Here is a 14,168-nt window from a genome sequence, read left to right on the forward strand (position 1 = left end):
TCCCGTCAGGACCGGACCGTGACGGTCCGCTTGACCGAGACCTTCTCGGCGACGCCGTCGCCGGCATAGGAGATGGAGATCGTCCGGGATCCGGGCGCCAGGCGGTCGAGCGCGAGCTGGACGACCCCGTCGACGAGGTTGCCCCGCACGGTGCGCTTGCCGACGCGCACGGACACCGACCCGGTCGGCGACGTCCCGGGCGCGAGCACCCGGGCCCGCACGACCGCGCCGCGCTTGCGGCCGTTGGCGATCAACGAGAAGCGGGAGGGGGTCGTGATCAGGCCGTAGTCGGCGAACCGGTAGGCGCTCTGGTAGCGATCACGCGCCACCGTGGCCTTGACCTTGATGTGGTGGCCGACGTCGGCCTCGGTCAGCTTGTACGACGACCCGGTCACCGTCGGCACGTGCACGCCGTCGCGGAACCACCGGTAGGACGCGGTGGCGCCGGCGGGCGCCCAGGTACCCGGGGCCATGGCGAGGGTGTTGCCGTAGCGGGTCCGGCCGGACGGGACGAACGGCGTCTTGACCTCCACGACGCCGGCGACGACCGGGCCGAAGCCGGTCGAGTAGCTGTGGAGACCGGTGTAGCCGCGCAGCGTGGCGACCTCGACGACCGACACGTTCTTGCCGACCAGGTCACGGGTGAGGGTGAGCTTCGAGCTGTGCGGGGCGTCCAGCCAGGCACCGTCGGCGCGCCAGCGGTACTCGATGTCGGGCTTGGGGGTCCCCCACGTGCCGGGCACGGCGGACAGCACCTGGCCGACCTCGGGGAACCCCTTGACGCTCGGGGTGCTGAGCCGGTCGAGCGCGCCGAGCGCGACGGGCTCGGTCGGGTCCGAGGTGGCGACCGCCGGCACGTAGCCGTCGCGGGTCGCGGTCGTCTGCAGCGCGACCGGCTTGCCACGGTCGGCAGGCACCGGTGTGTACGACGTGCCCGTGGCGCCGGCGACCGGCACGCCTCCGACCAGCCACTGCATCGTCCGGGTCGCGCCGGTGGGGGTGAAGCTGCCGCGGTAGCTGGACAGCTTGACGCCGACCTGGGCGGTCCCCTCGACGCTCGGCCGCACGGCGGGCTCGAACGCCGGCGGCGGCTCGGGGGCCCGGTCGATGAAGTGGATGAAGCCGGAGGGCCAGCCGGGGCCGTTGTTGTAGATCGTGCGCCAGTGGAAGTCGCCGGACCAGGAGTCCTCGGAGATGACGATCTCGTTGGCCGAGACCACCCGCTCGACGTAGGCCACGTGGCCGCTGTTGCCGGCCCCCGCCGCGCCGGCGCGCCACCAGGCGACCGCGCCCACGCGCGGCTCGGTGTCGGTGATGCCGCTCATCGCCACGCCCCAGTTGGTGGCGTTGCCGGAGCCGGTCCAGGGCCGCTCGGTCGACATGCCGCCCCGGATCATCCGGTAGGCGATGTAGTTGGTGCAGTTGTGGCCGGCGTACATCCGCCAGTACATGGTGCTGCTGCGCGTGCCGTAGCCCGCGTGGCTGTAGCCGGCGTTGGCGCACGCGGTGTAGCCGGTGCACAGGTAGCGCGACGTGGCCTGCGCCGGCGGCACCGTGGTCGGCAGCGCGACCAGGAGCGTGGTGCCCAGGAGGGTCGCCAGGCCGGCGCCGAGCCCCGCCCGGGAGCGGCGGCGGGGCGCACGGACGGAGCGGGGGGAGAAGAGCACGGGAGACACTGTCAAGCACATCCGTGGCGTTTTGCAACAAAAACCACATAACTCACAGCGGCCACATTTTCGTGCACCACGAACTACAGGCGTGTCGTTTTCCTCCGCTCCCCCGACCGACCCGGGCCGGAGCCCGCGGCGACCACGGTGGTGCCAAGATGTCGCGCATGCCCGGAACCAACCTCACCAGGGACGAGGCCGCCACCCGCGCCGCCCTCCTGGACGTCACGTCGTACTCCATCGACCTGGACCTCACGACCGGCGACACACTGTTCGGATCGACCACCACGCTCTCGTTCACGTGCCGTGAGCCCGGAGCCTCGACCTTCGCCGACCTCGTCGACGCGACCCTGCACGAGGTCACGCTCAACGGCGTGCCGCTCGACGTGGCGTCGTACGCCGACAGCCGCATCCCGCTGCCCGACCTGCAGGCCGACAACGTGCTCGTGGTGCGCGCCGACCTGCCCTACTCCCACACCGGCGAGGGCCTGCACCGCTTCGTCGACCCGGTCGACGACCGCGTCTACCTCTACTCGCAGTTCGAGGTGCCCGACGCGCGTCGCGTGTTCACGACGTTCGAGCAGCCCGACCTCAAGGGCGTGTTCGACTTCCGGGTGACCGCCCCCGACCACTGGGTCGTCGTCTCCAACTCCCCCACGCCCGAGCCGGTCCCCGCCGAGGACGGCAAGGCCGTGTGGACCTTCCCGACCACCAAGCGGATGTCGACCTACATCACCGCCATCGTCGCCGGCGAGTACCACGCCGTCTTCGACACCTACCAGGGCCAGTACGACGACATCCCGCTCGGCCACTACTGCCGGCAGTCGCTGGTCGAGCACCTCGACCGCGAGGAGCTGGTGAAGATCACCTCGCAGAGCTTCGCGTTCTTCGAGGACAAGTTCGGGATGGCCTACCCGTTCGAGAAGTACGACCAGCTCTACGTGCCGGAGTACAACATGGGCGCGATGGAGAACGCCGGCTGCGTGACCCTGCGCGACGAGTACCTCCCCCGCTCGCGCCAGCCGCGCTCGTTCTACGAGTTCCGCTGCTCGGTCATCACCCACGAGATGGCCCACATGTGGTTCGGCAACCTGGTGACGATGCGCTGGTGGGACGACCTGTGGCTCAACGAGTCGTTCGCCGAGTGGGCCTGCTACTGGGCCGAGGCCGAGGCCACCGAGTTCACCGACGCGTGGACCGGCTTCGCCAACGCGCGCAAGCAGACCGGCTACCGCGCCGACCAGCTGCCGAGCACCCACCCGATCGCGGCCGACAACTTCGACCTCGAGGCCGTCGAGGTCAACTTCGACATGATCACCTACGCCAAGGGCGCCTCGGTGCTCAAGCAGCTGGTGGCCTGGGTCGGGCTCGACCCGTTCGTGGCCGGGCTGCGTCAGTACTTCACCGACCACGCCTACGACAACACCGAGTTCAGCGACCTGCTGACCGCCCTCGAGCGGTCCTCGGGCCGCGAGCTCGGCTCCTGGGCCGAGGAGTGGCTGCAGACCGCGGGCGTCAACACCCTCACGCCCGAGTTCGAGCTCGACGCCGACGGCGCCTACAGCCGGCTCGCCGTCCGACAGACCGCCCACCCCGACCACCCCACCCTGCGTCGCCACCGCCTCGGCATCGGCCTGTACGACGAGGTCGACGGCCGCCTGGTGCGTCGCGACTACCTCGAGGTCGACGTCGAGGGCGAGAGCACCGACGTCAAGGAGGCCATCGGCCAGCGTCAGCCCGACCTGCTGCTGCTCAACGACGGCGACCTGGCCTACGCCAAGATCCGCCTCGACGAGCGCTCGCTGGCGACCGCCGTCGCCGGCCTGTCGAAGCTCGACGACTCCCTGGCCCGGGCCCTGGTCTGGGGCGCCACGTGGGACATGACCCGCGACGCCGAGATGGCGGCCACCGACTTCGTCGAGCTCGTGCTCGGCAACATCGGCGCCGAGACCGACTCCTGGGGCATCTCGCGCATCCCGTCCTGCGCCGCCCAGGCCGTGGTGTCGTTCTCCGACCCGGCCGGTCGGGCCGACCTCCGGCTGCGCTGGCAGCAGGGCCTGCGCGAGCTCATCGACGCGGCCGAGCCGGGCAGCGACTCCCAGCTCACGTTCGTCCGCTCCTACGCCGCCGCCGCGCGCTCCGACCAGGCGCTCGCCGACCTCGAGGGCCTGCTCGACGGCTCGCTCGTGCTCGAGGGCCTCGACGTCGACACCGACCTGCGCTGGGCGCTGCTGACCGGCCTCGCCGCCGCCGGCCGCGCCGACGAGGCCCGCATCGACGCGATGCTCGAGACCGACAACACCATCAGCGGCCAGGAGAACGCCGCCGCGGCCCGCGCCACGCTGCCCGACGCCGCCGCCAAGGAGGCGTCGTGGGCCGCCGCCCTCGACCCCCAGACGCCCAACGAGACCGCGCGCAGCATCGTGGGTCGCTTCCAGGTCTCCGACCAGGCAGAGCTGCTCGCGCCCTACGTCGAGCGCTACCTCGACGCCGTCGGCACCATCTGGGAGCGCCTGGGCGCCCACAAGGCCTCGGTCTCGCTGCAGGGCCTGTTCCCCACCCCGCTCGCCTCCGCCGACCTGGTCGCCCGCCTCGACGCCTGGCTCGAGACCGACGGGACCTCGGTCAACCCGGGCGCGCTGCGCTACGTGCGTGAGGGCCGGGCCGAGGTCCTCCGGGCGCTCGCCGCCCAGGCGAAGGACGCGCAGCCGGCCTGACCGGCTCGCACCTCGGCCGACCACCAACGTCGGTCGAGGTGCGACCACGTCGGTCGAGGTGCGAGGAGCCCTGGCGACGAGCCTCGAGACCCCCGCAACGGGTCTCGCGACCTGACCCCTGGGTCTGGTCACCGAGATCGGCTGCGGGGGTCTCGACGCGCTTGTCGCGGGTTCGTGCCTCACCCGCGACGCTTGCTCGACCTGCGCCTGTGACGTCCGGCGCTCGTGCCTCGCGCGGGACTACAGGCTTGAGTGCAGGGTGTTGGCCGGCTTGGCGTGCTCGGCCAGCTGCTGGATGCCGCGGCGCAGGCCGCCCACCAGGTCGTCGTCGCGGAACAGCCCGACCATCGAGGCGACGGCGAGCTCGACCCCGTTGTCGTCGAGGTGGCGGCGTACGTCGGAGCCGGTGACGACCTCGACCGCGCGCGCGACGGGGTCGACCATCACCAGGATGCTGCGGTCGGGGGCGACCAGGGAGCGGTGCAGCCCGACCGCGAACGGCCGCGGCGCGCCCTGCGCCCGGCCCACGAACACCGAGAACTCGGCACGGCAGAGCTGCTCGGCGCGACGGATCGTCAGGTCGAGGGCGGCCCGGTCGGCCGCCTTGAGGTACTCACCAGCGGGCACTGGCTCCTCCGTCCGTCGGGACGGACTCGGACGAGCCGAGGGCGGGTGTGGTGGCGCCCGCCGGCGGCGCGGCGATCTCGCCGGCCTCGCGGCGTCCACCGAGCCACTGGTCCTCGGGGCCGGTGGCACCGGGCGCCACGCGCTCGCCCCGGGCGATGCCGGGCAGGTAGACGGCAGCGACGATGAGCACGAAGAGCAGGACGGGCACGCCGACCAGGACACCCAGGACGAACAGGGGGTCGACGTCGTAGGTGGGGCCCCAGCCCACCGGGACCTCGGCGGACGCCGGGCCCGACAGCAGCGCGGTCGTGGCGAGCAGGGCAGCGGTGGAGAGCACCAGCGTGGTGGTACGGCGTACGGCGTGCTTGCTCACGGTCCCAGTCACGGGTCACAGCCTACCGTCGCCCGTGGTCCGGGCGACCACGGCCTTCTCCGCGTCCTGCTATGCATGCACGCATGCTCGTGCTCACCCCCGACCTCCACCCGTCCCTGCAGACCACCCCCTCCGGAGCCGTCGCCGACGCCAACCCGTGCGCCAGCGGCGAGACCATCTGCCACGCGGTCTTCGACATGACCGGCAACCGCGACCTCGCCGACTACTCCGACGTCCTGATCGGCCGGCCGCTGGCCCTCCTCGGACTGTTCGCCCTGGCGTTCGCGATCCGCTGGGTGGCGCACAAGGCGATCGGCCGGATCGCCGTACGCGCCGCCAAGGGGGTGCTGCCCGACCGGGTCAACCTGATCGCGACCGAGCGGCGCCGGCAGCGCGCCGAGGCGATGGCGAGCCTGTTCAAGAGCATCGTCACCGGCCTGATCGTCGCGGTCTTCGGCACCATGATGCTGAGCGAGGTCGGCGTCGACATCGCCCCGATCATCGCCAGCGCCGGCATCGTCGGCGTCGCGCTCGGCTTCGGCGCCCAGTCGCTGGTCAAGGACTTCCTGTCCGGGGTCTTCATGATCATCGAGGACCAGTTCGGCGTCGGTGACGTCGTCGACCTCGGCGAGGCCACCGGCGTCGTGGAGGCGGTGACCCTGCGCGTGACCCGGCTGCGCGACGTCGACGGCACGGTCTGGTACGTCCCCAACGGCCAGGTCGTCCGAGTCGGCAACCAGAGCCAGAACTGGGCGCGCACCGTGCTCGACGTCAACGTGGCCTACCACGAGGACCTCGCCCGCGTGCGCCGCGTGCTCGGCGAGGTCGCCCACGACGTGTGGGAGGACGAGGACTTCAAGGGCCAGGTCATCGAGAAGCCGGAGGTGTGGGGCGTGGAGAACCTCGGCATCGACGGCGTCCTGGTCCGGGTCGTGCTCAAGACCACGCCCGGCGAGCAGTGGGGCATCGCCCGTGAGATGCGCCAGCGGATCAAGTCGCGCTTCGACCACGAGGGCATCGAGATGGCCCTCCCCCAGCGGGTCGTGTGGAACCGCAAGGAGGCGGCGACGGTCCCGGCCATCGACGACTCCGCGACGACCTGATGGCCGCCCGCCACGACCTGAGGCTGCAACGGCACAATGGGGGCGTGACGTTCTACGAGGAGATCGGTGGCTTCGAGACCCTCCGGACCATCGTCCACCGTTTCTACGAGGGCGTCGCGACCGACGAGGTGCTGCGCCCGCTCTACCCCGAGGAGGACCTCGGGCCGGCCGAGGAGCGGTTCCTGCTGTTCCTGGTCCAGTACTGGGGCGGGCCGACGACCTACTCCGACACGCGGGGCCACCCCCGGCTGCGGATGCGGCACGCGCCGTTCAAGGTCGACCCGGCCGCCAAGGACCACTGGCTCACGCACTTCCGTGCCGGCCTCGACGCGGCCGACCTGACGCCCGAGCAGGACCAGCAGTTCTGGGACTACGTGACCCACGCGGCCCAGTTCATGGTCAACTCGCTGGACTGACCGCCGGGCTCAGCAGCTCGCGCAGACCCTCGGGCGGCTCGGTGGAGCGCTGGGTCTCGGGGTCCCAGAAGACGAGGGCCACCCGCGACCTCGCCAGCGCCTCGGTGCCGTCGGCACCCCCGACGATCTCGCCGTCGATGGTCATCGAGCGGCTGCCGACCCGGGTCACCCTCGACCACACGTCGTACGGCGTGGGGCGCAGCAGGATCGGGCGCAGGTAGTCGACGTCGGTCTGGGCGACCACCACCGGCGACATCCGCCGCCCGCCGCGGCGGGTCAGGTCGCCCATCAGCCGCACCCGCGCCTCCTGGAAGTACTCGAAGTACTTGACGTTGTTGACGTGGCGGTAGAGGTCGACGTCGGAGAACCGCACGTGCAGCGGGTAGTGGACGGCCCCGGCGCGGTCGAGCGGACCGAGCCGGGCGGCACGGCCCCGCGACGTCGCCGCGGGCTCGACGTACGGCGCCATGGCGGCCTTCTCCGCGTCGGTCAGGCGACGCGGGCGCTCCTGGGCGAACACGTAGGGGGTGAGCACGGTCGTGGCCCGCAGGTAGGTGGTGCGGCCGCCGTCGTCCTCGTCGTGGAAGACCTCGTAGGCCATCGTGAAGCTAGCCGCCCGCACCTCGGTGACCCAGCACTCGATGCCGATGGGCTCCAGCCGCAGGCCGAGCGGGGCCAGGTAGGTGACCTCGTGGCGGACCACCACCACACCGTCCTCGAGGTCGTCGTGGGTGGCGCGCCCCTGGCCGAGGGTGCGCATCATGTCGACCCGCGCCTCCTGCAGGTAGTCGACGTACGTCACGTTGTTGACGTGGCCGAGCAGGTCGAGGTCGGCCCAGCGCATCGGACAGCGGTAGAGGTGGCGCACCCCGGTGATCCTCGCAGGTGCGTCCGGCCCGCTCGGAGGACCTCGTCGTGAGCACGGTCACACCACACCCACCCGGGCCGCCGCACCCTGCGTCCTAGTCTGGCCCTGGACACCCGTCCGGCCGCCCATCCGCTGCACGCAGAGAACCGGAGCCACCCGCATGCCCGAAGCAGTCATCGTCTCCGCCGCCCGGTCCCCGATCGGTCGCGCCAACAAGGGATCGCTCAAGGACCTGCGTCCCGACGACCTGACGGCCACGATCATCCAGGCGGCCCTCGACAAGATCCCCTCGCTCGACCCGCACACCATCGACGACCTCTACCTCGGCTGCGGCCTGCCCGGCGGCGAGTCGGGCAACAACATGGCCAAGGTCGTCAACACCCTGCTCGGCCTCGACGACGTCCCCGGCGCCACGATCACCCGCTACTGCGCGTCGTCGGTGCAGTCGACGCGGATGGCGTTCCACGCGATCAAGGCCGGCGAGGGCGACATCTTCGTCGCCGCCGGCGTCGAGACGGTCTCGCGCTTCGCCAAGGGCACCTCCGACCACTGGCCCGACACCAAGAACCCCAAGTTCGCCGAGGCCCAGAAGCTCACCGACGCCTACGCCGAGGGCGGCCAGGACTGGCACGACCCCCGCGAGGACGGCCTGCTGCCCGACATCTACCTGGCCATGGGCCAGACCGCCGAGAACGTCGCCCGGATGCGCGGGCTGTCGCGCCAGGAGCTCGACGAGTTCGGCGTCCGCTCGCAGAACCTCGCCGAGAAGGCCATCAACGACGGCTTCTGGGCGCGCGAGATCACCCCGGTCACCACTCCCGACGGCACCGTGGTCAGCGCCGACGACGGCCCGCGCGCCGGCGTGACCTACGACGCGCTGAAGGACCTCAAGCCGGTCTTCCGTCCCGACGGCGTCGTCACCGCCGGCAACTGCTGCGCCCTCAACGACGGTGCTGCCGCCGTCGTCATCATGTCCGACACCAAGACCGCCGAGCTGGGCCTGACGCCCCTGGCGCGCATCGTCTCCACCGGCGTCAGCGGCCTGTCCCCCGAGATCATGGGCCTCGGCCCCGTCGAGGCCACCAAGAACGCCCTCAAGTACGCCGGCATGAGCATCGGCGACATCGACCTGGTCGAGATCAACGAGGCGTTCGCCGCTCAGGTCGTGCCGTCCTACCAGGAGCTCGGCATCGACCTCGACCGCCTCAACGTCAACGGCGGCGCGATCGCGGTCGGTCACCCGTTCGGCATGACCGGCGCGCGACTGCAGAACACCCTGCTCAACTCGCTCGACTGGCACGACAAGACCACCGGCCTGATCACCATGTGCGTCGGCGGCGGTCAGGGCATGGCCCTGATCCTCGAGCGGATCTGACCGACCCCACCTCCACCCACGACCAGGGTGCGCACCCCGGCCATCCGACCGAGGTGCGCACCCCTGCGTCGTTCTCCAACCTAGGATCACCCAGTGGCCGCCCATTTCCCGACCCTGCCCGAGCCACGCTGGCTCGACCAGGAGCAGCAGGTCGCCTGGCGCGCGCTCGTGCTCGGCTCGACCCTCCTGTTCGACCGGCTCGACGAGGACCTGCGGCGCAACCACGGGATCTCCCTGGTCGAGTACGAGATCCTGGTCCGACTGTCCGAGCGCGACGGCCGGATGCGGATGTCGCGCCTGGCCGACTCGCTCGCCCACAGCCGCAGCCGGGTCACCCACACCATCCGCCGGATGGAGGACGCCCTGCTGGTCACGCGCGAGGTCTCCCAGGACGACGGCCGCGGCGTCAGCGCCGTGATGACCGACCGCGGCCGCCTCCTGCTCGAGAACGTCGCCCCGACCCACGTCAACGGCGTGCGCGACCACCTCGTCGACCTCGTCGACCCGGCCGACTTCGCCGCGGTGGGCCGGGTCTTCGACGCGGTCGCCGACCACCTGATCGCGGGTCACCCCGACCGCGAGATGCGCTGACGCCGTACTCCGGTCGCCGGTCGCCCTACGCCGGTCGGGACTCCGGGGCCGGCTCATGCGCTTCTGGGGTGTTGCAACGGTCCCGGAGTGCAGGAATCCCCGGGTACCTGGGGATTCATGCCACCGCCGACCCCCTCAGCCCACCGACCCCCCACCCTCGGCATCGAACCGCGCGTAGGCCTCGGCCCGCTCGCGCTCGATCTTGCGGCCGAGGTAGTCGGCGGTCCCCCAGAGCAGGGCGAACATCGCGCCCAGGAAGAACATCGTGGTGACCAGGAAGCCGAGCGCGATCGCGGCGACCTGGACCAACCAGCCGAGCTGGTAGCCGCGCTCGGTGCGCAGCATCCCTGCGGCGAGCACGCACGCGACGGCCAGGCCGAGCCCGACCACCAGCGCCACCGCCGGCGAGACGTCGGAGATCGCGATGGCCACCGGGGCGGTCAGGGCGACGACCACCGCCTCGAAGGAGAGCACCGCCGCGCACATCGCCCGGCGCGGCGAGCGGTCGCGGTCGCTCACGACGAGGTCCCGCTCGCCCCGCGGGGCTGACGCTCGGGCCGCTCGAGCAGCGTGCGGGCCTCACCGACGGTGACCACGGAGCCGGTGACCAGCACCGCGCCGGAGCCCATCGAGCTCACCGCCTCGCCCGCCTCGGCCAGCGCGGCGGCCTGGTCGATGGCGTCGGCCAGGCGCGGCTCGACCGTGACCCGGTCCTCGCCGAAGACCTCGACGGCGGTGCGGGCCAGGTCGCTGGCCGGCATCGAGCGGTCGGTGGAGTTCTGGGTGATGACGACGTGGGCCAGGTGGGGCTCGAGCACGGCGAGCAGGCCCTCGGCGTCCTTGTCGCCCATGACGCCGAGGACGCCGATCAGCGGCGAGAACTGGAAGGAGTCCTCGAGCGCCGCGGCGACCGCCTCCGCGCCGTGCGGGTTGTGGGCGGCGTCGAGCACGATGGTCGGGCTGCGCCGGATGACCTCGAGCCGGCCGGGCGAGGTGACCTGGGCGAACGCCTCGCGGACGAGGTCGTCGTCGAGCGGCTGGTCGCCCAGGAACGCCTCGACCGCGGCCAGGGCGAACGCGGCGTTCTGCGCCTGGTGGGCTCCGAAGAGCGGGATGAAGACGTCGTCGTAGCGCGCCCGCAGGCCCTGCAGCGACACGACCTGACCGCCGACCGCCGGCAGCCGCGCGGCCACGCCGAAGTCGACGCCCTCGACGACCAGCTGCGCGCCGACCTCGGCCGCACGCTCGCCGATGATCGCGGCCACGTCGGGCGTCTGCTCGGCCACCACGACGGTGGCGCCGGGCTTGATGATGCCGACCTTCTCGCGCGCGATCGCGGCGAGCGAGTCGCCCAGGTAGCGCGCGTGGTCGACGGCCACCGGGAGCAGCACGGCCACGTCGGCGTCGATCACGTTGGTCGCGTCCCACGACCCGCCCATGCCGACCTCGACGACGGCCACGTCGACCGGGGCGTCGGAGAAGGCGGCGTACGCCATGGCGACGACGGTCTCGAAGAAGCTCAGCGGGTGCGGCTGGTCGGCGTCGACGAGACCGATGTAGGGCGCCACGTCGTTGAACGCCCGGACGAACGCGTCGTCGTCGAGCGGCTCGCCGTCGATGCTGATGCGCTCGTTCATCCGCTGCACGTGCGGGGAGGTGAACCGACCGGTGCGCAGGTCGAGCGCCCGCAGCAGGGTGTCGATCATCCGCGAGGTCGACGTCTTGCCGTTGGTGCCGGTCAGGTGGATCGAGCGGTAGGTCGACTGCGGGTCGCCCAGCAGCTCGACGAACGCGCGGATCCGGTCCAGCGACGGCTCCAGCCGCGTCTCGGGCCAGCGCGAGAGCAGGGCGTCCTCGACCTCGTCGAACGTCTCGGCCAGGCGGGGGGCATCGGGGTCGGTATCGCTGGTGGTCATCTCCCCCTGAGTCTAGGGATCCGCCATACGCCCGCCGAGTCGGCGTGGACGACCCTTCCCCGAAACGAGAACACGTTCTAGGTTGCAGGTATGCGGACCACAGCGGCAGTCGTGCACGAGCCAGGCCAGGAGTTCCGGTTGGAGGAGGTCGAGCTCGACGAGCCCCGCGCCGACGAGGTGCTGGTCAGGCTGGTCGCGACCGGGCTGTGCCACACCGACATCTCCCTGCGCGACACGCTGCCGGCCGAGATGTTCCCGCGGGTCTTCGGCCACGAGGGTGCCGGCGTCGTCGAGCAGGTCGGTGCCGAGGTCGAGGGCATCGCGGTCGGCGACCACGTGCTGCTGAGCTTCCGCTCCTGCCGGCACTGCGGTCCCTGCCGGGAGGGCGCGGTGGGCTATTGCGACAACGCGTTGATGCTCAACTACATGGGCTTCCGGATGGACGGCTCGACCACCCACCACCTCGCCGAGGACGCGCCCCTCTACGGCTCGTTCTTCGGCCAGTCCAGCCTGGCCCAGCACGCCCTCGCCTACGCCGACAACTGCGTCGTCGTCGACGACTCCCTCGACCTGACGCTGCTCGCGCCCTACGGCTGCGGCTTCCAGACCGGCGCCGGCACCGTGCTCAACGTCTTCGACCCGCGCCCCGACCAGAGCATCGTCGTCTTCGGCGTCGGCGCCGTCGGCATCGCCGCGATCGTCGCGGCCAAGGCCGCCGGGGTCGAGACCGTCGTCGCAGTCGACCTGCTCGACGCCCGACTCGACGTCGCCGAGCAGTACGGCGCCGTGCGCGTCGACCCGACCGCCCTCGGCGAGCAGAGCGTGCCCGACCGGGTCAAGGAGCTCACCGGCGGCGGCGCGGCGTACGCCATCGACACCACCGGCGTCTCGACCGTCGTCAAGCAGGCCCAGCAGGCGCTGCGCCCGCGGGGCACGCTCGTGGCGCTGGGCCTCGGTGCCGAGGAGTACGCCATCGACGCCATCGACCTGCTCCAGAACGGCAAGGTCGTCCGGTCCTCGATCGAGGGCGACTCCGATCCCCTGGAGATGATCCCGCGGCTGCTGCAGATGCGCGCCGACGGCCGCTTCGAGGTCGACCACCTGATCACGACCTACCCGTTCACCGAGATCAACGCGGCCGTCGCCGACGTGCTGGCCGGGAAGGTGGTCAAACCCGTCCTCGTCTGGTGACCTCTCCCTGACAACCATCCCCGCCACCCGCCTCGTCGTGACAGGTGAAGGGGTGAGGCATGGAGACCATCGTGGACCAGCCCAAGACGGGCGTGAGCTTCGACGACTTCGTCGCGGCGAGATCGACGGCGCTGTGGCGCAGCGCCTACCTGCTGACCGGTGACCGGCACAAGGCCGAGGACTTGCTGCAGGCGGCGCTCGTCAAGACCTGGCGTCGTTGGGAGCGCCTCGACGACCGCTCGTCAGAGACCGCCGAGGCCTACGTGCGCCGGGCGCTGGTGACGACCTACACCGACTGGTGGCGCCGTCGCTGGCGAGGCGAGGTGCCGACCGCCGACCTGCCCGACGCTGCCGGGACGAGCGACGAGTCGACCCGGGTCGACGTACGCCGCGACGTGCTGACGGCCCTGGCCGCCCTGCCCCGGGGCCAGCGCGCGGTGCTGGTGCTGCGCTACTTCGACGACCTCACCGAGCAACGCACGGCCGACACGCTCGGCGTGAGCGTCGGCACCGTCAAGAGCCAGGCGTCCCGCGCGATCGCGGCCCTGCGCTCCTCCCCCGCGCTCACCGACCGACTGCCTGGAGAACCCTCATGACCTACGACGACCGCCTCAAGGAGCTGCTCGACAGCACCGCCCCCGACCGACCCGACCTCCCGGCCGCGGCGCGCACGTCCGCCGTGCGCGAGCGCGCCGTCGTCGTACGACGCCGCAGCCGGCTGGTGCTGGCCGCGGCGGTGGTCGCCGTGGTCGGGATCGGCGTCGGGGTCTCGGTCCTCGCGTCGGGCGACGACCCCGACCGCGGCACCGAGGTCGCCGACGACCCGGCCCCGACGACCACCCCCGCGCCCCCGCCGTGCCCGGCCGAGCCGCCCGTCCTCGACGAGACGAGCACCAAGGCCGACTTCCCCGACGGCGCCACGTCGCTGCGACTGTGCCCGGCGACGTTCGACACCGCCGGCGACCTGGGGAAGTTCCTGCTGCCGACCGCACCTGTCACCACGGGAGTGGACGCCCTGGTCGACCGGCTCGCCGCGCAGCCGGAGTTCGCGATGGATCCGGAGTGCGCCGCGATCTCGTTGGCGCCGATGCCGTGGACGTTGGTCGTCGCCTACCCCGACGGGTCGACCGTGTCCGTCGGGGCGACCATGACCCGGTGCGCGAGCGTGACCCTCGACGGTCACGAGGTCGACGTCGAGTCGACGCTGAGGACGGTCGAGGCCGCCACGCAACCCGAGCCGGAGCCCGGGCCCACGGAGCCCGAGCCCACCTAGGCACCGGTGCGGTGACGCCGACCCGTCGCCCACGGGCGACGGGTCGGCGTA

The 14,168-nt window shown here is 71.9% G+C and carries 14 protein-coding genes; 8 read left to right on the forward strand and 6 right to left on the reverse strand.

Annotated elements, in window-relative coordinates; all coding sequences use genetic code 11:
• Window positions 1-5: 5 nt before the first annotated feature.
• The gene (locus FJQ56_RS15110; RefSeq protein WP_170215420.1) at window positions 6-1,667 is read right to left on the reverse strand and encodes a CHAP domain-containing protein; all 1,662 of its coding nucleotides are present in this window, start codon (window positions 1,665-1,667) and stop codon (window positions 6-8) included.
• A gap of 167 nt (window positions 1,668-1,834) precedes the next feature.
• On the opposite strand from FJQ56_RS15110, the gene pepN reads away from it, so the two are divergent.
• Window positions 1,835-4,384 carry an aminopeptidase N gene (gene pepN / locus FJQ56_RS15115; RefSeq protein WP_140010368.1) on the forward strand — a complete coding sequence of 850 codons (2,550 nt, stop codon included), beginning with the start codon at window positions 1,835-1,837 and terminating at the stop codon, window positions 4,382-4,384.
• 240 nt (window positions 4,385-4,624) lie between these two features.
• Here the strand turns inward: pepN and FJQ56_RS22210 are convergent, their stop codons facing one another.
• On the reverse strand, window positions 4,625-5,011 hold the full coding sequence (locus tag FJQ56_RS22210; RefSeq protein WP_170215421.1) for a DUF5130 family protein: 387 nt from the start codon (window positions 5,009-5,011) through the stop codon (window positions 4,625-4,627).
• The gene (locus tag FJQ56_RS22215; protein WP_170215422.1) at window positions 4,998-5,396 is read right to left on the reverse strand and encodes a hypothetical protein; all 399 of its coding nucleotides are present in this window, start codon (window positions 5,394-5,396) and stop codon (window positions 4,998-5,000) included. The genes FJQ56_RS22210 and FJQ56_RS22215 overlap by 14 nt, the downstream gene beginning before the upstream one ends.
• Before the next feature lie 71 nt (window positions 5,397-5,467).
• Here FJQ56_RS22215 and FJQ56_RS15125 point away from each other — a divergent pair, with 71 nt between their 5' ends.
• The gene (locus FJQ56_RS15125) at window positions 5,468-6,487 is read left to right on the forward strand and encodes a mechanosensitive ion channel family protein (RefSeq protein ID WP_246084172.1); all 1,020 of its coding nucleotides are present in this window, start codon (window positions 5,468-5,470) and stop codon (window positions 6,485-6,487) included.
• Between the two features lie 44 nt (window positions 6,488-6,531).
• A complete protein-coding gene (locus tag FJQ56_RS15130) occupies window positions 6,532-6,903 on the forward strand; it encodes a globin (protein WP_246084173.1) in 372 nt (123 codons plus the stop codon).
• Here FJQ56_RS15130 and FJQ56_RS15135 read toward each other — a convergent pair.
• Entirely contained in the window at window positions 6,887-7,771 is an 885-nt protein-coding gene (locus tag FJQ56_RS15135; protein WP_140010371.1) for an acyl-CoA thioesterase, read from the reverse strand. The two genes, FJQ56_RS15130 and FJQ56_RS15135, sit on opposite strands and share 17 nt — an antisense overlap.
• 160 nt (window positions 7,772-7,931) lie before the next feature.
• On the opposite strand from FJQ56_RS15135, the gene FJQ56_RS15140 reads away from it, so the two are divergent.
• Together FJQ56_RS15140 and FJQ56_RS15145 are read left to right on the forward strand one after the other, a co-directional pair.
• A complete protein-coding gene (locus FJQ56_RS15140; RefSeq protein ID WP_140010372.1) occupies window positions 7,932-9,146 on the forward strand; it encodes an acetyl-CoA C-acetyltransferase in 1,215 nt (404 codons plus the stop codon).
• Window positions 9,147-9,239: 93 nt separating this feature from the next.
• Window positions 9,240-9,737 (forward strand): MarR family winged helix-turn-helix transcriptional regulator, encoded by a 498-nt coding sequence (locus tag FJQ56_RS15145; RefSeq protein WP_246084174.1) that lies wholly within the window; start codon window positions 9,240-9,242, stop codon window positions 9,735-9,737.
• Window positions 9,738-9,872: 135 nt separating this feature from the next.
• Here the strand turns inward: FJQ56_RS15145 and FJQ56_RS15150 are convergent, their stop codons facing one another.
• Both FJQ56_RS15150 and FJQ56_RS15155 read right to left on the reverse strand, forming a co-directional pair.
• Window positions 9,873-10,256 carry a DUF4233 domain-containing protein gene (locus tag FJQ56_RS15150; protein ID WP_246084175.1) on the reverse strand — a complete coding sequence of 128 codons (384 nt, stop codon included), beginning with the start codon at window positions 10,254-10,256 and terminating at the stop codon, window positions 9,873-9,875.
• Window positions 10,253-11,653 carry a bifunctional folylpolyglutamate synthase/dihydrofolate synthase gene (locus FJQ56_RS15155; protein ID WP_140010373.1) on the reverse strand — a complete coding sequence of 467 codons (1,401 nt, stop codon included), beginning with the start codon at window positions 11,651-11,653 and terminating at the stop codon, window positions 10,253-10,255. Before FJQ56_RS15155 ends, FJQ56_RS15150 begins: the two co-directional genes overlap by 4 nt.
• 90 nt (window positions 11,654-11,743) lie before the next feature.
• Between FJQ56_RS15155 and FJQ56_RS15160 the strand changes: the two genes are divergently transcribed.
• The 3 genes from FJQ56_RS15160 to FJQ56_RS15170 are packed head-to-tail and all read left to right on the forward strand — an operon-like array spanning window position 11,744 to window position 14,117.
• Window positions 11,744-12,844 (forward strand): NAD(P)-dependent alcohol dehydrogenase, encoded by a 1,101-nt coding sequence (locus FJQ56_RS15160; protein WP_140010374.1) that lies wholly within the window; start codon window positions 11,744-11,746, stop codon window positions 12,842-12,844.
• Window positions 12,845-12,903: 59 nt separating this feature from the next.
• Window positions 12,904-13,440 carry a SigE family RNA polymerase sigma factor gene (locus tag FJQ56_RS15165; RefSeq protein ID WP_140010375.1) on the forward strand — a complete coding sequence of 179 codons (537 nt, stop codon included), beginning with the start codon at window positions 12,904-12,906 and terminating at the stop codon, window positions 13,438-13,440.
• Window positions 13,437-14,117: a hypothetical protein gene (locus tag FJQ56_RS15170; protein WP_140010376.1), complete on the forward strand. Its 681-nt coding sequence runs from the start codon at window positions 13,437-13,439 to the stop codon at window positions 14,115-14,117. Before FJQ56_RS15165 ends, FJQ56_RS15170 begins: the two co-directional genes overlap by 4 nt.
• Window positions 14,118-14,168 lie beyond the last annotated feature (51 nt).

The organism is Nocardioides plantarum (genome assembly GCF_006346395.1).
Classification (GTDB): domain Bacteria; phylum Actinomycetota; class Actinomycetes; order Propionibacteriales; family Nocardioidaceae; genus Nocardioides; species Nocardioides plantarum.

Bases quoted from the DNA above. Each gene is read 5' to 3' on its own strand.
- pepN (WP_140010368.1), top strand. From the start codon at position 1,835: ATGCCCGGAACCAACCTCACCAGGGACGAGGCCGCCACCCGCGCCGCC.
- FJQ56_RS15125 (WP_246084172.1), top strand. From the start codon at position 5,468: ATGCTCGTGCTCACCCCCGACCTCCACCCGTCCCTGCAGACCACCCCC.
- FJQ56_RS15140 (WP_140010372.1), top strand. From the start codon at position 7,932: ATGCCCGAAGCAGTCATCGTCTCCGCCGCCCGGTCCCCGATCGGTCGC.
- FJQ56_RS15155 (WP_140010373.1), bottom strand. From the start codon at position 11,653: ATGACCACCAGCGATACCGACCCCGATGCCCCCCGCCTGGCCGAGACG.
- FJQ56_RS15160 (WP_140010374.1), top strand. From the start codon at position 11,744: ATGCGGACCACAGCGGCAGTCGTGCACGAGCCAGGCCAGGAGTTCCGG.
- FJQ56_RS15165 (WP_140010375.1), top strand. From the start codon at position 12,904: ATGGAGACCATCGTGGACCAGCCCAAGACGGGCGTGAGCTTCGACGAC.
- FJQ56_RS15170 (WP_140010376.1), top strand. From the start codon at position 13,437: ATGACCTACGACGACCGCCTCAAGGAGCTGCTCGACAGCACCGCCCCC.